Annotated in this window: 17 protein-coding genes, 1 other RNA gene and 1 pseudogene; 12 read left to right on the forward strand and 7 right to left on the reverse strand. The window is 39.2% G+C overall.

Translation table 11 applies throughout. The features are described from left to right. Nucleotides 1-258: 258 nt before the first annotated feature. The gene (gene dapD, locus A3GE_RS0102655; RefSeq protein ID WP_018355735.1) at nucleotides 259-1,086 is read left to right on the forward strand and encodes a 2,3,4,5-tetrahydropyridine-2,6-dicarboxylate N-succinyltransferase; all 828 of its coding nucleotides are present in this window, start codon (nucleotides 259-261) and stop codon (nucleotides 1,084-1,086) included. A 74-nt stretch (nucleotides 1,087-1,160) separates the two neighbouring features. On the opposite strand, the gene tehB is transcribed toward dapD, so the two are convergent. Further along, the gene (gene tehB, locus A3GE_RS0102660) at nucleotides 1,161-2,021 is read right to left on the reverse strand and encodes an SAM-dependent methyltransferase TehB (protein WP_018355736.1); all 861 of its coding nucleotides are present in this window, start codon (nucleotides 2,019-2,021) and stop codon (nucleotides 1,161-1,163) included. 113 nt (nucleotides 2,022-2,134) lie between these two features. Continuing rightward, nucleotides 2,135-4,183 (reverse strand): methionine--tRNA ligase, encoded by a 2,049-nt coding sequence (metG, locus tag A3GE_RS0102665; protein ID WP_018355737.1) that lies wholly within the window; start codon nucleotides 4,181-4,183, stop codon nucleotides 2,135-2,137. Nucleotides 4,184-4,337: 154 nt separating this feature from the next. Here metG and apbC point away from each other — a divergent pair, with 154 nt between their 5' ends. After that, nucleotides 4,338-5,450 carry an iron-sulfur cluster carrier protein ApbC gene (gene apbC, locus A3GE_RS0102670; protein ID WP_018355738.1) on the forward strand — a complete coding sequence of 371 codons (1,113 nt, stop codon included), beginning with the start codon at nucleotides 4,338-4,340 and terminating at the stop codon, nucleotides 5,448-5,450. A 198-nt stretch (nucleotides 5,451-5,648) separates the two neighbouring features. Here apbC and A3GE_RS0102675 read toward each other — a convergent pair whose 3' ends face one another. Next, entirely contained in the window at nucleotides 5,649-6,191 is a 543-nt protein-coding gene (locus A3GE_RS0102675; protein WP_018355739.1) for a KdsC family phosphatase, read from the reverse strand. Between the two features lie 9 nt (nucleotides 6,192-6,200). Next, nucleotides 6,201-7,136, reverse strand: a complete 936-nt coding sequence (locus tag A3GE_RS0102680) for a KpsF/GutQ family sugar isomerase (RefSeq protein ID WP_018355740.1) — start codon at nucleotides 7,134-7,136, stop codon at nucleotides 6,201-6,203. Nucleotides 7,137-7,163: 27 nt separating this feature from the next. On the opposite strand from A3GE_RS0102680, the gene A3GE_RS12110 reads away from it, so the two are divergent. From A3GE_RS12110 to A3GE_RS0102690, 3 genes are all read left to right on the forward strand, one after another. Further along, complete coding sequence (locus A3GE_RS12110) at nucleotides 7,164-7,331, forward strand: hypothetical protein (RefSeq protein ID WP_018355741.1); 168 nt, start codon at nucleotides 7,164-7,166, stop codon at nucleotides 7,329-7,331. Then, an RNA gene (gene rnpB, locus A3GE_RS11525) (RNase P RNA component class A) lies at nucleotides 7,320-7,696 on the forward strand. Before A3GE_RS12110 ends, rnpB begins: the two co-directional genes overlap by 12 nt. Before the next feature lie 208 nt (nucleotides 7,697-7,904). Beyond that, nucleotides 7,905-9,263, forward strand: a complete 1,359-nt coding sequence (locus tag A3GE_RS0102690; RefSeq protein WP_018355742.1) for an esterase-like activity of phytase family protein — start codon at nucleotides 7,905-7,907, stop codon at nucleotides 9,261-9,263. Nucleotides 9,264-9,374: 111 nt separating this feature from the next. On the opposite strand, the gene dacB is transcribed toward A3GE_RS0102690, so the two are convergent. Next, nucleotides 9,375-10,814 (reverse strand): serine-type D-Ala-D-Ala carboxypeptidase, encoded by a 1,440-nt coding sequence (dacB, locus tag A3GE_RS0102695; protein ID WP_018355743.1) that lies wholly within the window; start codon nucleotides 10,812-10,814, stop codon nucleotides 9,375-9,377. Between the two features lie 163 nt (nucleotides 10,815-10,977). Here dacB and greA point away from each other — a divergent pair, with 163 nt between their 5' ends. Continuing rightward, a complete protein-coding gene (gene greA, locus A3GE_RS0102700; RefSeq protein ID WP_018355744.1) occupies nucleotides 10,978-11,454 on the forward strand; it encodes a transcription elongation factor GreA in 477 nt (158 codons plus the stop codon). Nucleotides 11,455-11,497: 43 nt separating this feature from the next. On the opposite strand, the gene yhbY is transcribed toward greA, so the two are convergent. Further along, a complete protein-coding gene (yhbY, locus tag A3GE_RS0102705; RefSeq protein ID WP_018355745.1) occupies nucleotides 11,498-11,797 on the reverse strand; it encodes a ribosome assembly RNA-binding protein YhbY in 300 nt (99 codons plus the stop codon). Between the two features lie 153 nt (nucleotides 11,798-11,950). Between yhbY and rlmE the strand changes: the two genes are divergently transcribed. The 3 genes from rlmE (at nucleotide 11,951) to A3GE_RS10975 (ending at nucleotide 15,730) form a co-directional block, all read left to right on the forward strand. Continuing rightward, complete coding sequence (gene rlmE / locus A3GE_RS0102710; protein ID WP_018355746.1) at nucleotides 11,951-12,589, forward strand: 23S rRNA (uridine(2552)-2'-O)-methyltransferase RlmE; 639 nt, start codon at nucleotides 11,951-11,953, stop codon at nucleotides 12,587-12,589. 87 nt (nucleotides 12,590-12,676) lie between these two features. Then, nucleotides 12,677-14,584, forward strand: coding sequence for an ATP-dependent zinc metalloprotease FtsH (ftsH, locus tag A3GE_RS0102715; RefSeq protein ID WP_018355747.1), 1,908 nt, complete (start codon nucleotides 12,677-12,679; stop codon nucleotides 14,582-14,584). A gap of 417 nt (nucleotides 14,585-15,001) precedes the next feature. Then, on the forward strand, nucleotides 15,002-15,730 hold the full coding sequence (locus A3GE_RS10975; RefSeq protein WP_045414699.1) for a hypothetical protein: 729 nt from the start codon (nucleotides 15,002-15,004) through the stop codon (nucleotides 15,728-15,730). Nucleotides 15,731-15,828: 98 nt separating this feature from the next. Here the strand turns inward: A3GE_RS10975 and metE are convergent, their stop codons facing one another. Further along, nucleotides 15,829-18,105, reverse strand: a complete 2,277-nt coding sequence (metE, locus tag A3GE_RS0102725; RefSeq protein ID WP_018355749.1) for a 5-methyltetrahydropteroyltriglutamate--homocysteine S-methyltransferase — start codon at nucleotides 18,103-18,105, stop codon at nucleotides 15,829-15,831. 335 nt (nucleotides 18,106-18,440) lie between these two features. Between metE and A3GE_RS0102730 the strand changes: the two genes are divergently transcribed. The 3 genes and pseudogenes from A3GE_RS0102730 to A3GE_RS10980 form a co-directional block, all read left to right on the forward strand. Continuing rightward, nucleotides 18,441-19,832, forward strand: a complete 1,392-nt coding sequence (locus A3GE_RS0102730) for a DUF4123 domain-containing protein (protein WP_018355750.1) — start codon at nucleotides 18,441-18,443, stop codon at nucleotides 19,830-19,832. Continuing rightward, a complete protein-coding gene (locus A3GE_RS0102735) occupies nucleotides 19,832-22,723 on the forward strand; it encodes a toxin VasX (protein ID WP_018355751.1) in 2,892 nt (963 codons plus the stop codon). The genes A3GE_RS0102730 and A3GE_RS0102735 overlap by 1 nt, the downstream gene beginning before the upstream one ends. Before the next feature lie 3 nt (nucleotides 22,724-22,726). After that, nucleotides 22,727-23,373 (forward strand): annotated as a pseudogene (locus A3GE_RS10980) (hypothetical protein); the annotation flags it as partial.

Here is a 23,373-nt window from a genome sequence, read left to right on the forward strand (position 1 = left end):
TGCTAGAATGGCGAGGATTCAACATCAATTTAAGGAGAAAATATGAGTGATTTTGGTTATGCGATGATCGCAGTGGTGTTAAGTATGTCTTTTATTGTTGGCTTAACACTTTCTATCTTTTAATAATTCAGATAGGCTTTTATCATCACCGCATTTTGGGGTTTCAAAGTGCGGTGATTTTTTTCGGTGTTTTTTGCGTGAGAATTAAAAATATGGTAAAACTAACGTCGTTTTATTCATAACTAAATAGGAAGTACAATGTCAAATTTACAAGCAATTATTGAGTCTGCTTTTGAAAAACGTGCGGATATTACGCCAAAAACAGTAGATACAGAAACTCGTGCTGCGATTGAAGAAGTAATCGAAGGTTTGGATAGTGGAAAATATCGTGTGGCAGAAAAAATTGATGGTGAGTGGGTGACCCACCAATGGTTAAAAAAAGCGGTATTGCTTTCATTCCGCATCAATAACAACGAAATTATTGACGGTGCAGAAACAAAATATTACGACAAAGTGGCATTAAAATTTGCCGATTACACTGAAGAACGTTTCCAACAAGAAGGATTCCGTGTGGTGCCGTCTGCCACCGTGCGTAAGGGGGCATATATCTCTAAAAACTGTGTTTTAATGCCGTCTTATGTCAATATCGGTGCTTATGTGGGTGAAGGCACGATGGTAGATACTTGGGCAACGGTAGGTTCCTGTGCTCAAATCGGTAAAAATGTTCACTTATCCGGTGGTGTAGGAATCGGTGGGGTATTAGAGCCGTTACAGGCGAATCCGACTATCATTGGTGATAACTGCTTTATCGGTGCTCGTTCTGAAGTGGTTGAAGGTGTCATTGTTGAAGACGGTTGTGTGATTTCAATGGGGGTATTCATTGGTCAATCCACCAAAATTTATGATCGTGAAACCGGTGAAATTCATTACGGTCGTGTACCGGCAGGATCTGTGGTGGTTTCGGGCAGCCTTCCATCAAAATGCGGTAAATACAGCCTTTACTGTGCGGTAATCGTGAAAAAAGTGGATGCGAAAACCCTAGGTAAAGTCGGCATCAACGAATTGTTGCGTTCTATTGAAGAATAAGTAAAAATTCTCACAAAAAACAAACCGCACTTTGTCGTCACAAAATGCGGTTTTTTATTTTATAAACCAAATAGTTATTTCTTTTTAGCTAACATTGTCACAAATTTCATTTTTATACGATTGCCGTTCTCATCGGTTTTATGTAATTCACCCATTTCTTCGTTGTATTTAATCAATTCCCAATCTTGATAATAATCTCTCAGTTCATTTTCTTTAAAGGTAAAAGAGAAGGGCAAAGGGCAAGGCACATCATCCGTGGACATTGCCGCAACAATTAAATTGTACCCGCCGATATTAGTATGTTCCTGCATATTTTTGATAATTGCCGGTATGAGTTCGCGGTTTAAGAACATAAATACCACAGTAGAAAGAATAAAATCGTAGTTTTCCTGAATATTGGCGGTATTAATATCGTAAAGTGCGGTTGAAATATTGAGATTTTCCTTTTCTTTTGTTTCGTTTAAGAAAGCAAGGCTGTTTTCATTGTGATCCCAAGAAGTGACATCAAAGCCCAGTAAACTTAGAAAGAGGGAATTTCTGCCTTGACCGCAGCCGAGATCTAAGGTTTTACAAGGTTTGATGATATTGACCGCACTTTTCACTTCGGAATGTGTTGCTGTCATATTGTATTTTTTGTTGAAGTAATCTTCTTTTTTGCAATAAAACCCAAGGGTACATTCCAAATCATCGGTTAAGGCTTCCACCCGATGCCAAGCTTGCGGTTCAACAAATGGGGTGTCTGTTTCTGGCGTGAAAATATGTTCGGCAATAATATTGCCTTCTTCCGTTAATTCATAAAATTTTAGCTTACCTTTTAGCACGTTCACCTTTCCCCAAGTACCGACTTTGGTATTGTGCTTTTCTTGAAACATTTGGGGGAGTTTGTTTTTTGTCCAAATCGGCATTTGTTTATAGCAGATTAATTCGCTTTTCATTGTGATCTCCAAATAAGTTAAATAGTTGAGATTTATAGAGGTTATATGTTTTGAATTTTCAATGGAAAACTAAAAAAGGCGACAGAATGTCGCCCGAATAAATCCTTAATTGATTACTTCACCTGCATACCGGCTGTGACACCACTGTCTGCAGAAAGTAAGAATAAATCACTGCCACCGCTGCCAGCAGAAAGAATCATTCCTTCCGATACGCCGAATTTCATTTTGCGTGGTGCAAGATTTGCGACCATAATCACAAATCGACCTTCTAATTCTTCCGGATTGCTATAAGCGGCTTTGATGCCGGAGAATACTTGGCGGGTATGATTACCAAGGTCTAATTCAAAACGTAAAAGTTTATTGGATTCCGGTACTGCTTCGCATTTCAGCACTTTTGCCACCCGCATATCCAATTTAGCAAAATCATCAATAGTGATAGTGTCGGCAATAGGTTCTACATTAGAAAGTGCGGTCGATTTTGACGCAGTTTTTTCTGCTGCTTTATTGCTTTCGGCAAATAACGCTTTTGTTTCATTAACTACCGCATCAATTTGTTTTTTCTCTAAACGGGAGAAAAGGGCTTTAAATGGTGAAAGGGTATGCCCAAGCAAAGGTTGGTGAAGATTATCCCAACGCAATTCACTTTGTAAGAAACCTTCTGATCGTTCTGCCAGTTTTGGTAATACCGGTTTTAAATAGGTCATCAATATGCGGAATAATTCGATTCCCATAGAGCAGACTGCTTGTAGCTCAGCTTCTCTACCTTCTTCTTTTGCGATCACCCATGGGGCTTTATCGTCAATATATTTGTTGGCTTTATCTGCCAATGCCATAATTTCACGAATTGCTTTATTAAATTCCCGTGTTTCATAATAGCTTGAGATTTGTTCTGCCCGAGCAGTAAATTCTGCAAATAACGCTTCATCTTCTAATTGATCTGCTAATTTTCCGCCAAAACGTTTTGCGATAAAGCTTGCATTGCGTGATGCCAAATTCACCAGTTTGTTGACAATATCAGTGTTTACGCGTTGGACAAAATCCTCTAAATTGAAATCCAAATCTTCAATGCGATTATTGATTTTTGCCGCATAGTAATAACGTAAACACTCAGGATCAATGTGATTCAAATAGGTACTGGCTTGAATGAATGTTCCACGGGATTTTGACATTTTCGCGCCATCAACGGTGACATAACCATGGGCAAATACATTCGTCGGTTTACGATAGCTACTGCCTTCTAACATGGCAGGCCAAAATAGGCTGTGAAAATAGACAATATCTTTTCCTATAAAATGATAAAGTTCCGCCTCGCTGTTTTCTGCCCAAAACTCATTGAAATCAATGCCTTCACGATCACAAAGATTTTTGAACGATGCCATATAACCAATGGGGGCATCCAACCAGACATAGAAGAATTTATCCTTTGCTCCCGGAATTTCAAAACCAAAATAAGGCGCATCACGGGAAATATCCCATTGTTGTAAACCGCTTTCAAACCATTCTTGCATTTTGTTAGCGATTTCAGGTTGGAGGGAACCGGAACGCGTCCATTCTTGTAACATATTCTCAAATGCCGGTAAATCAAAGAAAAAGTGTTCAGATTCTTTTACAACAGGTGTCGCACCGGATACAGCAGAACGTGGATTAATTAAATCCATTGGGCTATAAGTGGAAGCACAGACTTCGCAGTTATCGCCATATTGATCTTCCGCTTTGCATTTCGGACAAGTACCTTTCACAAAACGATCAGGCAAAAACATATTTTTTTCAGGATCATAAAGTTGAGCAATCACTTTGCTTTTGATGAAACCCTTTGATTTTAATTTGTTATAAATTTCTGCGGTGATTTGTTTATTTTCTTCGCTGTGTGTGGAGTGGTAATTATCAAAACTAATATTAAAACCGGCAAAGTCACGTACATGATCCGCTTTCGCTTTAGCGATTAATTCTTCCGGTGTGATACCTAATTTATCGGCATTCAACATAATTGGCGTACCATGGGCATCATCGGCACACACAAAATAAATTTTGTTGCCACGCATACGTTGAAAACGCACCCAAATATCCGCTTGAATGTGTTCTAGCATATGACCTAAATGGATTGCTCCATTGGCGTAAGGCAAGGCACAAGTGACTAAAATTTTACGGGGTTGGTCTGTCATTATTTATTCTCTTTTATTACACAAAAAATTGCTCGTTATCTTACCCGATAAACGTTATTTTTTCTAGTTCGCCACATTTTGTCTTAACAGAGTGGGATTAAAGTGGTTAAATATGCCCGACGAATTTACTCCATTATTTTAATAGGACTTTATTATGGCAATCTTTTTTTCTGAAAATATCGGTTCAGAACAACAGAGCGAGCTTCTCCAGCTCTTTCAACATTTTACCCATCCCAGCCTACAAAAAGATCTCATTGCGCTAAATGCCCTAAAAAAAGTAGAGAAAGGAGGGGAAACATTACGCATTGAATTGCAACTTCCGTTTGCGTGGAATAGTGGTGTGGCGCAACTGAAACAATCAATCTCTGATGAGCTATTAAAGGCAGCAGATTGCAAAGTGATCAAATGGGAAGTGAATTATCAAATTGCCACCTTAAAACGTGCGAATAATCAACCTGCGGTAAAAGGTGTAAAAAATATCATTGCGGTGACATCAGGAAAAGGGGGCGTAGGAAAATCCAGTGTTTCAGTGAACCTAGCTCTTGCATTGCAAGCTCAGGGGGCTCGTGTCGGTATTTTAGATGCGGATATTTACGGTCCATCTGTCCCACATATGCTTGGCGCACCTCATCAACGCCCGACATCACCTGATAATCAACATATCATCCCAATTAAAGCTCATGGTTTATCGGCGAACTCTATTGGTTTTCTAATGGATGAAGACAGTGCAACGATTTGGCGTGGTCCAATGGCAAGTAGTGCATTAAGCCAATTACTCAACGAAACCCTATGGGATAGCTTAGATTATTTGGTCATCGATATGCCTCCCGGCACCGGTGATATTCAACTTACCCTGTCACAACAAATTCCGGTAACCGGTGCCGTAGTGGTAACAACACCGCAAGATATTGCATTACTTGATGCAGTAAAAGGGGTCTCAATGTTTGAACGGGTATCCGTACCGGTATTAGGTATTGTGGAAAATATGTCCATTCATATTTGTAGTAAGTGCGGTCATAATGAAGCCATTTTTGGCACAGGCGGTGCTGAAAGAATGGCGGAAAAATACAATGTGAAAGTGTTGGCACAGCTGCCGTTACATATTTGTATTCGTGAAGATTTGGATGCCGGCAACCCAACAGTGGTGAATGCCCCGGAAAGTGAAATCGCACAAGCCTTCCTACAATTGGCAGAAAAAGTTTCTACCGAACTTTATTGGCAAGGTTCGGTGATTCCAAGTGAGATTTTATTTAGGGAAGTGAAGTAAAGATAAGGGCTGTGTTTACAGCCTTTTTTCTCGCTTAATAAATTTTAAGCACTTAAATTTTAATTTTGTAAGTGGTTTTTATAAAAAGTGCGGTTGTTTTTTTTATTTAATCTAAATGTACTGGTATAACTGTTTAATATCGGAGAGAATGAGAAACAATCTGTCCTAGTCTTAGATGTAAAAAGGGGATTATTCCGGTTATTGCACCATGTTTTTGACCGATTTTAAAAATCCCTGTGCACTGTCAAAGACCGCAGATTTGCCTTGAGCGGTTAAAATCATATCGGACATTTCACGAAATGCGCCTTTGCCGCCCTCGAGAGAAAGCACATAATCTGCGGCATTTTTCACATAAAGAGGGGCATCTGCCACGGCGAAAGAAAGCCCGCTAACGGCAAAAGCGGGGAGATCCACACTATCATCACCAATATAAGCGGTTTCTTCCGGTTTGACGCCGGCTTGTTTCATTAATTCAAAACAGGCACTTTCTTTCTCTAATTTTCCGAGAAAGAATAAGGTTATGCCGAGATCAGCAATACGGCGGCGTAAAATCGCAGAATCTCTACCTGAAAGTACTGCAACTCGAATACCTGATTCCATCAACATTTTAATGCCTAATCCATCACGTACATGAAAACTTTTAATGGCTTCGCCATTGGCATCATAATGTAGCAGCCCATCAGTAAGCACACCGTCCACATCGGTAATCACCAATTTAATTTTTTTGAGTTTTTGTTGCATTTGATTTCCTTAGCTTGAAAATTCGATTAAACCGACCACGTTATTTTCATCATCGACGGCCACAAGGGAATGAATTTTTTTCTCTTTCATAAAATCTTCCGCTTTCGCTAAAAATTCGTTTTGATTAATAGTTTTTGGCGAACGTGTCATAAAATCTTGTGCGGTTTTGTTAAGAATTTCTGCACCATTAGCGGTGAGTGCGCGACGAATATCACCATCAGTAATAATGCCTTTTAATTGCTGATTTTCCATCACCAATGCTACGCCCATTCTTCCTTCGTTCATCACGGTTAGGCAATCGGTGAAATTGGTGTTTGGAGAAATTGTAGGTAAATAGGTTTGCATTTGATCTTTCACACGACAAAGCAAACGACGACCGAGACTACCGCCCGGATGGAATTTAGCAAAGTCGGCAGGTTGGAAATTTCTTGCCGTGATGAGCGATACTGCAAGGGCATCACCTAATGCCAGTGTGACAAGGGCTGAGGTGGTAGGGGCAAGATTATTTGGGCAAACTTCACGCTCAACGGTAATGTCCAAGACGTAATCCGCATGGCGGGCAAGGGTTGAGTGTTTATTGCTGGTGAGGGCAATAATTTTATTGCCGAAGTTTTTTAGGCTTGGAATGAGTTTATTCACATCATCCGTTTCACCGCTATAGGAAATCAGCATGACAATGTCAATCGGTTTGAGCATACCCAGATCACCGTGAAAAGCCTCAGTGGGATGCAGAAAGAAACTTGGTGTCCCGGTAGAGGCAAAAGTGGCGACCATTTTTTTACCAACTAAACCTGATTTGCCAATTCCCCCAATGACAAGACGCCCTTGGCAAGCCAAAATAAGCTCAACGATTTGGTTGAAATTTTCGTCTAAACGTTGGCTTAATTGGGTAAGAGCAAGACTTTCGACGGAAAGTGTATCCCGTGCAATTTGTAGATAGTTCATGGACAGTCCTAAAGTGCGGTTAAAATTGTGGGTATTTTAGCTGAATGCAGTAAAAATACGAATGAAAAATTATATGTAATCGCTGATGTGATTAATTACGGCTTCACCGCCGTTGGCAAAGCCAATGTTCAAAATCCATTGGATTTTGTTGACCGCACTTTTATTAATCTCTATACTACGCGCCGAGTTGGTTAGACAATCGCTGGTTTATTGAAGCCCTTAACCGTGTTCGCACGACCTAGTGGGACAAGTAAACGAGAGGAAAGTCCGAGCTACACAGGGCAGAGTGCCGGATAACGTCCGGGGGGCGTGAGCCTACGACCAGTGCAACAGAGAGCAGACCGCCGTGTAAGCGGTAAGGGTGAAAGGGTGCGGTAAGAGCGCACCGTGTCGCCGGTAACGGTTGGCAGCAGGGTAAACTCCACTCGTAGCAAGACCAAATAGGAGCTCAATGGATGGCCCGTCCAGAGTTCGGGTAGGTCGCTTGAGCGGCGGAGTAATTCGTCGCCTAGAGGAATGATTGTCCACGACAGAACTCGGCTTATCGACCAACTCAAAATCAACCGCACTTTATTTATTCATTATGAATGGATTAAAGTGCGGTTGTTTTTTTAAGTATTATCTAGAGCAATATTAATCTACACAAAATGGTATTTCACTGTGGTTATGGATAGACTGCTTTTTTATAGCCATATTATTTTTATTGTCATACTCTCGTCACTTTTACAACGTATTCTCTTTAGCAACATAGACTAAAGAGGAAACTGTATGAAAAATAAATATTACCTTGCTGTATTGAGCTTCACTTTAAGTATGACAAGTGTTGCGGAAATACCATCGGCTTTTGAAACTCCGGCTGAACTAGCCGGTTATGCAGTATTACCCGCAAATGCCGTAGTTACCGTACCGGATGATGCACCGAATGACTTAAAAACAGCGGGAAAATATACGACTTTTAAGCGGGTGGAAAAATTGCAATCCATATCGGGAAAATCAAAAGATCGTGAAACAGGCTATTTTTTACCGATTCAAAATCAGCCGCGACAAGGTCATTCCGGAATAAAAGTGGTTGGAAAAGATACGGTATGGATCCTTACCGATAACGGCTTTGGTAGTAAAGCCAATTCGCCGGATTCGATGCTGTATTTGAATCAATATAAAATTAATTGGTCGCAGGGAAAATTTGAACCGCTTAAGACTGTCTTTTTAGCTGATCCGGATAAAAAAGTACCATTTCGTATTGTGCATGAAGACACAAAGGAAAGATATTTAACCGGGGCAGATTTTGATACAGAAAGTTTTCAAATTATCGGCAATAATATTTGGATTGGTGATGAATTTGGTCCGTATTTAATCAAAACGGATTTAAACGGAAAAGTGTTATCCGTATTTGAAACAGAAATAGGTGGAAGAAAAATTCAATCTCCCGATCATTATCAAATCGTCTCACCTGGCACCCCAAACGGTTTCCATAAAAGTGTCAATTTAAAACGTTCGAAAGGATACGAAGGGATGGCTTTATCACCTGACGGTAAATACCTTTATCCATTGCTAGAAGGACCGTTATGGGATGAGAAAAAACAAGGTTGGGAAACCGTGGATGGAAAAGTTTCATTGCGCATTTTAGAATTTGATGTTGATAAACAAGAATGGACGGGACGTTATTGGTTTTATCCTTTAGAAAACGAACATAATGCGATTGGTGATTTTAATCTGCTTGATGCAAAAAACGGATTGATCATAGAACGGGATAATGGTGAAGGAACTGAGGATAAAGCCTGTAAAAACTCGGTTGATACCACGCATTGTTTTTCTGAACCTGCAAAATTTAAGCGGGTTTATAAAGTCTCATTCTCCTCGGATAATGTGGGTAAAGCAGTGAAAAAACTTGCCTATATTGATTTATTAAATATTTCCGACCCAAATAAAATAAGTCTCAAACCTTTGAATGATGGCGTATTAAAATTCCCGTTTTTTACTATTGAGAACCTTGATGTTGTTGATAATGAACATATTATCGTCGGCAATGACAATAATTTTCCATTTTCATCAAGTCGCCAACCTAATCATCAAGATGATAATGAATTAATTTTATTGAAAGTACCGGCTTTATTAAAGGCTAAATAATCACAGGCTATCAAGAAATACTCTTAAAATTAACCGCACTTTGAGTTGCGTTTTAAAAAGTAGTTGTTGCTCAAAGTGCGGTCAAATATTTTATTCTATGCAGTTGTTTTATTATTCTTTGTATAATTGATTATATAGTCCGCTTTCAAATTGCACTAAAGGGGCGCGTTTTGTTTTATTTTCAAGTTCACCTGTGGAATAACCGTTGATAAATTGAACAAAAGCGATTTTTTCGCCACGTGCATTTGTCATAAACCCTGCAAGATTGTAAACCCCTTTTAATGAACCTGTTTTAGCGATCACATTCTTTACCAACGGTGGATTAATTAATCCGACACGTCCGCTGATCGTGCCGTCCACGCCTGCAATAGGGAAGGTTTCCATTAAATGTAGCTTATCTTCATTTTTCGCCATATATTCTAATACGGAAAGCATTGTTTTGGGCGCGACCAAGTTATGGCGTGAAAGACCTGAACCATCAGCTAAGATGCTATTGCCGAATTTGATGCCTTGTTTTTGTAAAACGGATTTAACCGCTAAGGTTCCCAGTTGGAAGGATGCCGGACGTTTGTAGTAATGGTAGGCAATGGCTCGAAATAAAGAATCTGCAATTTGATTGTCGGATTTTTTCATCATTTTTTTCAATAAATCCGGTAAAGGTTTAGAGAAATGTTGTGCTAACAGTTGTCCTTGTTGTGGTTTTTGCGGTTGTAATACTTTACCGTTAAATTCGATGTCTAACCGTTTGAGTTGGCGTTGAATAATTGCTGCTGCGTAAGCATCGGGATCTTGTACCGCAAAACTTAAACCGAAAGGTTTTGTTTGACGGGCAAGGCAACCTTTCACTTGATAGCGATTATTATCATGAACGACTACATCTAATTGACAATAAGGCGATTCACGGCTATCTGCCACATAAACTTGTCCGAACACTTGAATCGGAAATTGTGCCGGCACGCTGATTTTGACGGTTTCTCCAGGGGCTTGATTGGCGTCTAGTTCCGCATAGAAACAGTTATTATCAATATTTGCGGCGGAAGGCGGGGAATTGAAACACATGGTTAAATCATTCCAAATCCAGCCTAAACCGCGATCATGGCTGGAGAATACGGAAGTATCCAATATGAGATTGCCATTGATTTTATTGATACCTTGTTTTTTTAATTCGGCAAGTAAACTATAAAGTTGACCGCTGGTGAGATCCGGATCACCGGTAAAACGTACGATTAGATTGCCTTCTAAAAGCCCATTTTGAACTTTGCCATTGGTTAATAAGGCTGTATCAAATCTGAAGTTGTCACCAAGCACTAATTTTGCGGCAACGGCGGTAAATACTTTTTGGGTGCTTGCCGGCAACATAAAAGCAGAGCTGTGATAATTTGCAATGATTTGATCTTGATTCAGATTTTTAGCAATAACCCCTACTGTTGCACCTTCGGGTAGATGTTCGGTAATCGTGGGAAGATTAATTTCTGCATAACTGGAAAGGGAAAAGCCGAGTGTGAAAAATACCGCTTTAAGTGCGGTCGAAATTGAAGATATTTTTTCCATTATTAACGGTTCTGGTTGCTATTTCTTTCAAGACGGACAATAATAGTCCTCGAACTCACGAGAGTAAATCATTTTCTTGTGTACAATTTATTTTAAGTCGCTACGGTAATGTTTTTGCAATTTGCCGTAGTTTTCTTTTTATTAAATTTTAAGGAATGAAGCTATGAAACAAATCCCAATGACTATGCGTGGAGCGGAGCTGTTGAGAGAAGAATTGGATTTCTTGAAAAATGTTCGTCGCCCCGAAATTATTAAAGCAATTTCAGAAGCCCGTGAACATGGCGATTTAAAAGAAAATGCAGAATACCACGCTGCACGTGAACAACAAGGTTTTTGTGAAGGACGAATTCAAGAAATTGAAGGCAAATTGGCAAATAGCCAAGTGATTGATGTCACTAAATTACCGAATAACGGTAAAGTAATTTTTGGTGCAACGGTCGTGTTGGTCAATACGGATACAGAGGAAGAAATTACTTATAAAATCGTCGGCGATGATGAAGCGGATATTAAATCAGGTTTGATTTCCGTGAATTCCCCGATTGCACGCGGTTTAATTGGTAAAGAAATTGATGATACGGTGAATATTGCCACTCCGGGTGGTAATGTTGAATTTGAAGTTATTGAGGTCAATTACATTTAGTCAATAAAAAAGTGCGGTCATTTTTAACCGCACTTTCTATAGATTATTTCCGTGGAAGTTGAATTTTTTTCTCTTCGCTAGGTTTGTAAAGCACTAAAATATGTCCGATAGTTTGAACGTTTGAGGCTTGGGTTTCACGAATAATCGCATCAATAATCAATTGTTTGGTTTCACGATCAGCGCCGGCAATTTTTACTTTAATGAGCTCATGGTGCGCCAGTGCATTTTCGATTTCGGCGAGTACGCCCTCGGTTAAACCATTGCCTCCGAGCATAACCACTGGGTTAAGATGGTGTGCAAGACCTTTTAAAAATTGTTTTTGTTTGGTTGATAAGGTTGTCATAAGGAATCCTACAAATGAATACGAATAATAAAAAGAGCGGTCAGAAAAAACAGAGATTTTCTGTTTTTTTAGGCTCATTAAGTCTTGAATTTGGCAGATTGTACCCAAATATAGGCAAAACTACTACAAAAAATAGTACGAAAGACAGAAATTATGGGAAAGAAAAAACGTTCGGCGAGTTCTTCTCGTTGGCTAAACGAACATTTTAAAGATCCGTTTGTACAAAAAGCACATAAGCAAAAATTGCGTTCCCGTGCTTATTTTAAACTTGATGAAATTCAGCAAACGGACAAATTATTTAAATCAGGAATGACCGTTGTGGATCTTGGCGCTGCACCGGGTGGATGGTCACAATATGTTGTGAGCCAAATCGGTGATAGAGGGCGGGTAATTGCCTGTGATATTTTGGAAATGGATCCTATTGTCGGGGTTGATTTTTTACAAGGCGATTTTCGTGATGAAAATGTCCTCAATGCTTTACTTGAACGTGTAGGCAAAGCCAAGGTAGATGTGGTGATGTCGGATATGGCTCCTAATTTCAGCGGTATGCCCTCAGTGGATATTCCGCGTGCTATGTATCTGGTTGAATTGGCGTTGGATATGTGTAAACAGGTTCTGGCGCACAAAGGTGGTTTTGTCGTCAAAGTATTTCAAGGAGAAGGCTTTGATGAATATTTACGCGAAATTCGATCTTTATTTAGTGTAGTGAAGGTACGTAAACCGGAGGCTTCACGTGGACGTTCCCGTGAAGTTTATATTGTGGCTACGGGCTATAAAGGCGAATCACTTTGATAGCTTTTCATAGTTTGTGATATATAGTATCTTTGTGGCGAATTTATTAACTTTAACTTAGGAAAGGCAGGTTAAACTTTGAACGATATGGTCAAAAATTTGGTACTCTGGATCGTGGTGGCGGTTGTTATGATGACAGCTTATCAGAGTTTCAATTCTAATTCGGTAGAAAATTCTACTGACTATACGACGTTTGTTTACGATGTGAGCAATGGTCAAATAAAGGAAGCTCGTTTTGATACCAATGAAATTACGGTAACAAAAAGCGATGGTTCAAAATACATGACTGTTATGCCACCATTGGAAGATAAAAAATTACTTGATGATTTATTAAGTAAAAAAGTGAAGGTAGAGGGTACGCCATTTGAAAGACGTAGCTTAATTTCACAAATTTTAATTTCTTGGTTCCCAATGCTATTTCTTGTGGGCGTATGGATTTTCTTTATGCGTCAAATGCAAGGCGGTGGCGGCAAGGCCATGAGCTTTGGTAAAAGTCGTGCAAAAATGTTAAGTCAAGATCAAATCAAAGTGACGTTTGCCGATGTTGCGGGGTGTGATGAAGCGAAAGAAGAAGTCGGTGAGATTGTTGATTTTTTACGTGATCCGACCAAATTCCAAAATTTAGGCGGCAAAATTCCAAAAGGGATTTTAATGGTAGGCCCTCCGGGTACCGGTAAAACATTATTGGCAAAAGCCATTGCCGGTGAAGCTAAAGTACCGTTTTTCACTATTTCGGGATCTGACTTTGTTGAAATGTTTGTGGGTGTGGGTGCTTCCCGCGTTCGTGATATGTTTGAACAAGCGAAAAAAAATGCTCCTTGTTTGATCTTTATTGATGAAATTGATGCAGTAGGTCGTCAGCGTGGCGCAGGTTTGGGCGGTGGTCATGATGAACGTGAACAGACTCTTAACCAAATGCTCGTTGAAATGGATGGTTTTGGTGGTCATGATGGGGTAATTGTCATTGCCGCAACTAACCGTCCCGATGTATTAGATCCTGCATTAACCCGTCCGGGACGTTTCGACCGTCAAGTTGTGGTAGGATTGCCGGATGTAAAAGGTCGTGAGCAAATTTTAAAAGTACATATGCGCAAAGTACCATTGGCTGAGGATGTGGATGCCATGACATTAGCGCGTGGTACACCGGGTTATTCAGGTGCGGATCTTGCCAATCTTGTCAATGAAGCTGCGCTATTTGCCGCTCGTAATAATAAACGTAAAGTTTCCATGCTTGAGTTTGAAAAAGCAAAAGACAAAATTAATATGGGACCGGAACGTCGCACCATGATTATGACGGAGAAACAAAAAGAATCTACTGCTTATCATGAAGCCGGTCATGCCATTGTGGGATATTTAGTGCCTGAACATGATCCTGTTCACAAAGTCACGATTATTCCTCGTGGTCGTGCATTAGGTGTTACATTCTTCTTACCGGAAGGGGATCAAGTCAGCATCAGCCAAAAACAATTAGAAAGTAAACTTTCAACTCTTTATGCGGGTCGTTTGGCAGAAGATTTGATTTACGGTGAAGAAAATATTTCTACCGGTGCTTCTAACGATATTAAAGTGGCAACCAATATTGCCCGCAATATGGTGACGCAATGGGGTTTCTCTGAAAAACTTGGTCCGATTCTTTACTCAGAAGACGAAGGGGAAGTTTTCTTAGGTCGCTCAATGGCAAAAGCGAAACATATGTCTGATGAAACAGCTCATGTTATCGATGAAGAAGTCCGTGCAATCATAACGCGTAATTATGAGCGTGCGAGACAAATTCTTATTGAGAATATGGATATTTTGCATGCGATGAAAGACGCACTTGTGAAATATGAAACCATCGAAGAAGTACAAATTAAGCAATTAATGAATCGTGAGCCGGTCACACCGCCTTCAGGTTGGGAAGAAACGAAAATCTCACAAGCGGCTTATTCAAATGTTGCTACTGAAAATGAATCAGAAAGTGCGGTCGAAATCGAAAAACCACAAGATTCTGAATAATGAAATGAGCGCCTCCTAATTAGGAGGCTTTATTATTTTTAAACCACCTTATGTGAAGGTGGTGGTAGACCTACCTCTTTTGGGCAAGAGGTTACTGCATTGACACCGTGGTGTTAATGCAGAAATGATGCGAAAGATATGTGGAAACATGACTTGTCCCTTTCCTGATACGCAAGTTTGCTCCAAAAGATAAACAACAGGCTATACTGGATTCGTATTTTTGGCGTAACTAGCTAAACTAAATTTGTTCTCTGGGCTGATTAGACCGTTATGTTTTAGCGCTGTTAGGCGTGATTAGAAGAAAGAACTCGTTACAACAATAAAAAAGTTATAGCATCGCAAAAATTATTAAAAATTGACAATACCAAGTAAATTATGTAGTTTTCTTCCTTTTATACCCTATTTATGTCAATTAGAATGAAAACAAATTCAAACATTATCATCAACTCTTCTTTTTTTATTGCTTATATCTCTTTTTTGGGTTGGTCAGTCGCTTACATACATGGATGGGCTAAGTTTTACTATTATGGCTATCCTTGGGAATTTGTAGAAGTTGGTATCAATAACATTGCTAGAGCACTTGGTTATGTACTATTCGTTTCAATGATTATATTCATAACTTGTGCCATAGGCTGGATTATTATTAGGAGTGCAAAACGAGTATTCTCAAGAACAACAGTTGCATCAATTCGAACGTTTGTTGTGTTAAGTATTGTATTTACTCCATTATTAGTTCAGTTATCACTAATTACACATAAAACTGACTATGTCATCATTTCTATTTATTTACTTGGGGCAATAGCCATATCGCTTATTTGTAAAAAACATAGTTACCATATTAGTATCAAAAAAATTATTAGGGATATTAAAAATCATAAAATTTACTTACTCACTGCGCTTACTATAGTGTATTTCTACTTTGCTTTATCAGCTTTTATGATTGGTTATTATGCTCAGATTTTCCCCAAAACTTATGCTCAAATTACATTGTCTGAAGAGGATTATTACATCTTTGGAAGATGTAATGGCACCTTTATTTTGATTCAAGATATAGGAAAGAAGAATAGTGACTTTTTTATTTATCCTTGTATGAACAATATAAAACCTTGTAAAGTAACGATTGAAAATAAATCAATTAAGAATTGATTTATTTTCTTTAGAGGAAAACGTTAGATCTACTCCACTGGTTAAAAAAGGGGAATACCCCCTTTACTACACTAACCTAGTACATTTTTGCATGATCATTAACATGCTAATTCTTTACGTATTTTTTTCGTTACATCGATCATCACTTTTAATTGCTCAATAGTTTCTTTCCAACCTCGGGTTTTTAAGCCGCAGTCCGGATTGACCCATAAACGTTCTTTTGGTACGACTTGTAATGCTTTACGTAATAAATGTTCAACTTCATCGTCAGTTGGAACGCGTGGGCTATGAATATCATACACCCCCGGGCCTATATCATTTGGATATTTGAAATCGGCAAAGGCGGTGAGGAGTTCCATATCAGAACGAGAAGTTTCTATAGTAATAACATCGGCATCTAAGTTTGCAATAGCCGGTAAAATGTCATTAAATTCGGAATAACACATATGTGTATGAATTTGCGTATCATCCTGACAACCCATTGTGCTTAAACGGAATGCTTCACCGGCCCATTGTAAATAAGCATCCCAGTCTGCCCGTTTGAGTGGTAAACCTTCGCGGATTGCGGGCTCATCAATTTGAATCACTTTAATTCCGGCTTTTTCTAAATCTAATACTTCATCGGAAAGTGCGACGGCAATTTGTTTACAGACTGTCGAACGAGGAATATCGTTGCGAACAAAAGACCACTGTAAAATAGTGACAGGGCCTGTCAGCATGCCTTTCATCACTTTTTTCGTTAGACTTTGAGCATATTGAGACCAACGTACTGTCATTGGTTCAGGACGGACAACATCACCGTAAATCACCGGTGGTTTTACACAACGAGAGCCATAGCTTTGCACCCAACCGAATTTAGTGAAGGCAAAACCCTCTAATAATTCACCAAAGTATTCCACCATATCGTTACGTTCAGCCTCGCCATGAACCAATACATCTAAATCTAATTTTTCTTGCTCACGTACAACCAATTCAATTTCTTTTTTCATTGCCGCTTCGTAATCCGCCAAGCTTAAATCACCTTTTTTAAAGGCGGCACGGGCTAAGCGGATTTCTTTGGTCTGTGGGAAAGATCCTATGGTAGTAGTCGGGAGTAGTGGTAAATTTAACCACGCATTTTGTAATTTAATTCTTTCTGCAAACGGTGATTTGCGTTGATCGGCACCTTTTGGTAGGTTTGCTAAACGTTCGGCAACTTCAGGACGATGAATATCTTTTGAGTTAGCACGTTCATCGGTAGCAGCTTGACTGGCACCAATTTCCCCTTGAACAGCTTGGCGACCTTGTTCAAGTGCGGTCTTAATGACACGTAATTCTTGAATTTTTTGTAAACAGAAAGAAAGCCAATTATAAAGTTCAGGTCTGTTTGCCTGTAATTGGGTTTCTATTGATAAATCATAAGGTGTATGGAGTAGGGAACAGCTTGGTGCAATCCATAAACGATCGCCTAATTTAGCTTTTAATGGTTCTACAATGTCTAACACTTGGTTTAAATTTGCCCGCCAAATGTTACGACCATCAATGATACCTACAGACAAAATTTTGTCATAATCAACAAAGGCCGAAAGTTGTTCAGGGGCTCGTACCAAGTCAATATGTAAACCTGTAACGGGTAAAGATTTTAATAAATCAGCGTGTTCCGCCACAGAACCAAAATAAGTCGCTAATAATAATTTTGCTTCCACTTGTGTGGTTAATATGGCATAAACCTCTTTGTATGCGGTAACCCATTGAGCAGGTAAATCGACAGTTAAGGCTGGTTCATCAATTTGAATATATTCCACACCTTCTGCCGCCAGAGAATTTAGGAGCTCCACATAAACAGGGAGAAGTTTCGGAAGTAAATCAAAACGATTAAATGCCTCACCTTTTTCTTTTCCTGACCATAAGAAGGTTAATGGCCCGACAAGGGTTGGTTTAGCATTTAATCCAAGGGCCTTGGCTTCACGAATTTGTTGAATGTAATGCGCAGGGTTTGCTTTAAATAGGGTGTCTGCGTGGAATTCCGGTACAAGATAATGATAGTTCGTATCAAACCATTTGGTCATTTCGATAGCAAATTGTTCTTTATTACCACGTGCCAGTTGGAAATATTGATCAAGAGTAAGATTTTGACTATCAAAACCAAAACGGGTAGGAATAGCACCGGTTGCTACTTGTAAATCTAAAATATGGTCGTAGAAAGTGAAATCTGCTACGGCGATGTAATCCGCATTTGCAGCCGCTTGGTGCTTCCAGTTGATTTCACGTAATGCTTTGGCAATGTCTAATAAGTCTTGCTCGGCAATTTCTCCACGCCAATAACGTTCTTGTGCAAATTTAAGTTCGCGTTTTGCGCCAACACGTGGAAAACCGGATAAATGAAATGTTGCCATAATAAGTTCCTCATCTATGATGTTGTGGGTGATTTAGACGGCTAAACGTCCGAATGAAGATAGAATGAGGTATTTCTTATTATTATGCAAACTCATTATTTTCAAGAAATTAATGAATTATTTTAATGATTATGCGTGATAAAAGCGAAAACTCCACGACATAGATATATTAGCTATTATAATGAAAAACAAATAAAGCCAAGTTTAATGGTTTAAAACACTATATAATATGGCGTTGTATTTTTAAGTTAATCAATTAAATCATCCAATTTTTGGAATGACACTATACAATGTCAATACAATTAGATTTTAATGCTTTATAAACAAGGATTATGATGAATAGTTCAGTTTGGATTTCAACTGCTTATATTCAGTCGCCACAACAAATGGAAACCTTTGTTGCTTTGCTGACATTTGCAGAAAGTCGAGCCGATTTTGAAAGTAGAATAGAGTCATTTTTACAAAAACACCGCATCATTTGCCATCCTCATCTTGCACCTATCCCCCTCACATTATTTTTTCAACGTCATGGGCGATTAGGCTTATTTCATTACGCACAGCAATTATTTGAAAATGAAGTGAAAGTGATTGAAATTGAGAAAATGGCAGGTTCAGAGCCATCGGAAAAAACAGACTACCTACTTCGGCATAAAATTTATGGTGTTGTTCCACTTGATCCGCTACAACTGGATTGTCACCCGCAAAAAATTGCACCGGATGAAATTTTAAAATTACTTTGGCAGAACGAACCCATTCAGCCAAATTTATTTGAGCAATCTGCCGATGATTTTATTGAACCGGTGTTCAAAAAACCTATCGTCGATTCCGCACAACAAGAAAGGGATAAACAATTATTTGGTGAATTACTACCACCATTAAAAACCTATATTGTGCTTGATTCGAACAAAGTAAAATATTTTGAACCGGAGCGTTTACCAAACAATGCGAGAAATTTATTTCAAGGTGAATTTGGGGAGAAAACTCAAAAAATAGGTCCTTATTTGATTGAAATTTTTCCGGAATTGCAAAGAAATGATAATGTCGCCGGATTCTTCACCCAAAAGCATGAAATTTTTACAAAATATAACTGGGATGATGAACAGGGTATTTTCATTCATTCCTATTATGATTTTGAAAAGGTATATCAGCATTTACGCCATTTTGCTATGCAGCAGGATGAAAATGGAAAATGGTTTTTCTTTCGTTTTTATGATCCGAGGGTATTGCGTAATTATTTAGAGACCATCGCTGTAATCCCTAGCAAATTAAGTAAATTTTTTTGTGACGGCAAACGCATAATATACGCATTCGGTTCAGGTTTTGATGATTCATTTTATTATTATCAATTAAAAACCTTACCTGAAGATACCATTCCATCGCCAATAAAATTGACAAAATATGAATTTAATGGGTTAAAAAGACAAAAATGGCTGAGAAAAAGAGAGAAAACTTTTACTGAGATCATTACTGAAAATGCCTCTCTTTGGGAAAAAGATCCAAACTTTCCCCATAGAACTATTTTCACTTATCTTGATGAGGCGTTTGAGAAAAATTACCCCACGGGAAAAAGTGTCAGCCTATATGCAGTTGCTAAAATCTCGGCAACGATAATGGAGAAGCTCAAGCAATTTGAACAGCTGGAGTATCAATTAGAAAATCAGCATTACTCAAGAGAAGAACAAGCGGCGGTGTTATATAACCAATTTGTAAAAAGGGAAAAAGAATAATGGCAACAGCAAATGATTCACTTTCAGTCGTTAAAACATGTCAAGAAGGCACATTGGTTTATCCGGTGCGATTAGCTTTGCAAACGGAGCGTTTAAAGGCATGTCGAACCGATAGCAATCCGCTTTGTAATTTAACCGAATGGCAAAAAGATTATGAACGTCGTTTGTTACGTGCGGGCTACGTCTATATTCTTGCGTTAGACGTGGCGCCGGAGGAAAAAACCAGTGCAAAATCAGACATGTATGCTTGGTATATTTATAAATACGATTCGCCGGATGTCGCAGAGTTAGAAGGGGTCAGAGAGACAAGTTCGGATTTTTCCTTCACCCAATATCATTTTTACGGGAATAAGATTAGCCAAGAACAAGCCCGTTTTGGCATGTCGTTGCCTTATATTCATTTGCCGGCAGGCATAAACCATATCGATATTATGTATAGCGATATTTTTTTGCCGGCGGTTTTTTTACAAAAATTAATTGACGACCCCGCAATGCGTAAACGTTGGATGCGCCATATCGTTCTTGGTGCGCCGGATACCGGATGCACACCTCTAATTGAAGCAGCGGAAGCCGTAAAAGATTTCCATAACACACCGGACAACCAACTTAATCATGAAAATAATTTAATCTGCTACACACCGATAGGATATCGACAGGTGTTTGCTAAATTATTAGAACGGTTAGAAAGGCACTACGGAAAAGCCTTTATCATTGAATTAGAAGATGAAATCGGGACGGCTCGAGATCTTGCCGCCTATCAATTATATTTGGATGAAGAACGCAAAGCGATATTACATCAATACAGCTATGCGATTAGCACAGCGCAACTGATTCAGGCGGAAGTCCATAAACAACGTATGGCACAAATCGATGAACGGGATATTGCCAATCTCAGTGGCAATGCGGCATGGTACACGCCAACCGTCAAAGAAAAACCACAAATCTATCAAGAATTAAAGGTAAAAGACATCCACTTGAATCCGCAAAGTCATCAAGATATTTTTGAAACCTTAAAAAACGCACTCAATTTAACCGCACTTCCTAGCGGTATTAATGCCGTCGAAAAAATGGCGAAACTCCCCACTCTTTATGGCGAACATTTCAAGCATCTCGTCAATGTCCATTTAGCCCACATTCTGTCACAAAAAGAGAAATTAGCAGATTGGACAGCATTACTTCAATCATCCGTCGCAGCAATTATCGGCAGTTATAGCCTTTATTTGCACGGATTATTGTGGGGCTTTGATTTATCGACTTACGGTTACAACACCTTATTGGCAGCGATTTATCGTGATGATTTTAAATTACCGCCTGAATCGCAAACTTTAGATGAAGCGGCGGTAGAACAGTTTCACCCTGTCCTCTCAATGTCCGTTTATCCGATTATTGCCGGTAGCGTCAGTATTGCGGATACCAGCCATTTTGAGGTATTAAAATTTGATTTTCTGGTGTCGCTGATTGCCGACAAACTTTATACCCGAACGGCAAAATATACAAAATCACGCCAACAAAACGAAGTGGTTCGGGCGGTCAAAAATATTCACCGAATTTATGAAATTAATCCCTTTACCAAACAGGCGGAAATCAAACAAAACGAGATAATAAATAGCGATATTCGGATCAAAGCCCGCTATGCCTCGCCCCCTAAACCACAGCCTAAATCCTACCCGATTTACCACTTAGACAGTGCGCCGACATTAACAATCCACGAAGACGGTTATCGGGTACTCAATCCGAGAGGGCAACTTGCCGGCTTACAAAAAATGTTGGGCTACTCGGTGATATTCGGTTATATCTGGCAAAGCAACACGGCAACTACCACATTGGGACGTTTTTCAAACGATCCGACAGTGGGGGTTATAACAATGTTTGCCGGCTTAAACGCACCGAAGAGTTATTTAGAGAAAACCATTGAACGTGCGGCGAATGAGATTCAAAAAGAGGCCTCATTTACAAGAGCCGGAAAATTATTATTAGCCGAAACCAAACCGCATTTTCTCACCCATTTAAAAGCGGCGTTTATCAGTGTGAACACGGCATTAGCCGGGTTAGCGGTGGTGGTTGAAATCGGTTACGGGTACGAAGCCTATTACAAAGGCGATACCGTAGGGATGTATGCCGCCATCATGCGAGGTTCCGGTTCTTTACTGTCCAGTACCTCAATCGGTTTAATCGGTGTCGCCAAAGCCACTACCAATATGCAATGGCTGGTCAGGTTCGGTTATGTGGGGCTGGCTGCCGGAGTGGTCATTTTAGTGGCAGGCATCATTACAGACTTTTTCAAACAACCGGATATCGTCACTTGGGTGGAAAATGGATTTTGGGGAAAAAGTACGTTTTATTGGGGGAGAGAAGTAAGGGCTTATGAGTGGGAAGGAATTGAAAGAGAAAAAGTATTTAAAGTTCAATTAGATCATAGCTTACTTCTTAATCCCACTGTTTATAATTATTATAAAATTGAACTACAACGTTATTTTAATTTTTCCAATGAAATTGGATTACGTAGTGAAAGTAAATTTACCTTCTGGGTAAACTATCAAGGCATTTATAGCCAAGCGGATGCGGAGAAAATCAGGATTGAAAGCCCGATTACGGTACGTCGCCCGACAACGCCAAAAAATTATTACGAACAGCCCTATGAAGAGTATCAAGTTGAAGAGAAAGCATTGCATTATCAAGTGGTTTTTGAAAGCCAAGGGATGGCAAAAATTATGATTCCGCAACAACAAATCACCGGCAAGTTACGGGCAAATCACTATTATTTCCCAACACCGGTGCAATTTAATTATGGTGAAATCAATTACTTATCAATGAGTGTGTCAATCCCCACCTATCAGGGCAGTGAATATCGAAAATATTCAAAGAAAACGGAATTTAGATTTAAAGGATAAACCATGAAACTTCTCGAAAAATGGCTGCATTTTTACCGCACTTATACTTTAGGTTACTCTATTCGTCGGGTGAATCCCGATGAATTGGAAATTCGCCATTTAATTTTAGATGCTTTTCCAAGAGGGATGATTCGCCTGATTTTTTTAGCGATTTTAGGCGTGATTACCTTTATCGATCTTCAACACGGCGTTACGCCTTTTGATAATCAAATTAAAGCAATTAAATATGATTTTGAGTGGGCATTTTATCCTGATAGTAGAGTTGTACCATTATATGAACGTTATATAAAAACAGTCACATCAGAAGAGTATCAGCAAAAGTATCCAAATGATGAAGTTTATAGTTATGAAGACTATAAATCTCTATATACAGGGGATGATAACCTTCGCTCAATTCGCCCTATTTTCCATATTATCTGGCCGTTATTACTCCTTTGTATCCTTTTTCCACCACGACCTCGTGGGATTCGGATTAACCGCAAGAAAAAAGTGATTTATCAACAACATATGGGCAAAGAATATTGGCTGGCATTCATACCGGAAGAGGGCGATCCGTTAAGCGGTATCGTGTATAACCTTTACGGGCTTTATCCTTTTAGCCTAACGGGACGTTATTCTTTACAAATCGGCATTCCCAATAAAGCAGGGAA

This window comes from Rodentibacter pneumotropicus DSM 21403 (genome assembly GCF_000379905.1).
In the GTDB taxonomy this organism is placed as follows: Bacteria; Pseudomonadota; Gammaproteobacteria; order Enterobacterales; family Pasteurellaceae; genus Rodentibacter; species Rodentibacter pneumotropicus.

What these genes read in the sequence shown, in the direction of transcription:
- dapD (WP_018355735.1), top strand. Translation starts at nt 259, where the DNA reads ATGTCAAATTTACAAGCAATTATTGAGTCTGCTTTTGAAAAACGTGCG.
- tehB (WP_018355736.1), bottom strand. Translation starts at nt 2,021, where the DNA reads ATGAAAAGCGAATTAATCTGCTATAAACAAATGCCGATTTGGACAAAA.
- metG (WP_018355737.1), bottom strand. Translation starts at nt 4,183, where the DNA reads ATGACAGACCAACCCCGTAAAATTTTAGTCACTTGTGCCTTGCCTTAC.
- apbC (WP_018355738.1), top strand. Translation starts at nt 4,338, where the DNA reads ATGGCAATCTTTTTTTCTGAAAATATCGGTTCAGAACAACAGAGCGAG.
- A3GE_RS0102675 (WP_018355739.1), bottom strand. Translation starts at nt 6,191, where the DNA reads ATGCAACAAAAACTCAAAAAAATTAAATTGGTGATTACCGATGTGGAC.
- A3GE_RS0102680 (WP_018355740.1), bottom strand. Translation starts at nt 7,136, where the DNA reads ATGAACTATCTACAAATTGCACGGGATACACTTTCCGTCGAAAGTCTT.
- A3GE_RS0102690 (WP_018355742.1), top strand. Translation starts at nt 7,905, where the DNA reads ATGAAAAATAAATATTACCTTGCTGTATTGAGCTTCACTTTAAGTATG.
- dacB (WP_018355743.1), bottom strand. Translation starts at nt 10,814, where the DNA reads ATGGAAAAAATATCTTCAATTTCGACCGCACTTAAAGCGGTATTTTTC.
- greA (WP_018355744.1), top strand. Translation starts at nt 10,978, where the DNA reads ATGAAACAAATCCCAATGACTATGCGTGGAGCGGAGCTGTTGAGAGAA.
- yhbY (WP_018355745.1), bottom strand. Translation starts at nt 11,797, where the DNA reads ATGACAACCTTATCAACCAAACAAAAACAATTTTTAAAAGGTCTTGCA.
- rlmE (WP_018355746.1), top strand. Translation starts at nt 11,951, where the DNA reads ATGGGAAAGAAAAAACGTTCGGCGAGTTCTTCTCGTTGGCTAAACGAA.
- ftsH (WP_018355747.1), top strand. Translation starts at nt 12,677, where the DNA reads ATGGTCAAAAATTTGGTACTCTGGATCGTGGTGGCGGTTGTTATGATG.
- A3GE_RS10975 (WP_045414699.1), top strand. Translation starts at nt 15,002, where the DNA reads ATGAAAACAAATTCAAACATTATCATCAACTCTTCTTTTTTTATTGCT.
- metE (WP_018355749.1), bottom strand. Translation starts at nt 18,105, where the DNA reads ATGGCAACATTTCATTTATCCGGTTTTCCACGTGTTGGCGCAAAACGC.
- A3GE_RS0102730 (WP_018355750.1), top strand. Translation starts at nt 18,441, where the DNA reads ATGAATAGTTCAGTTTGGATTTCAACTGCTTATATTCAGTCGCCACAA.
- A3GE_RS0102735 (WP_018355751.1), top strand. Translation starts at nt 19,832, where the DNA reads ATGGCAACAGCAAATGATTCACTTTCAGTCGTTAAAACATGTCAAGAA.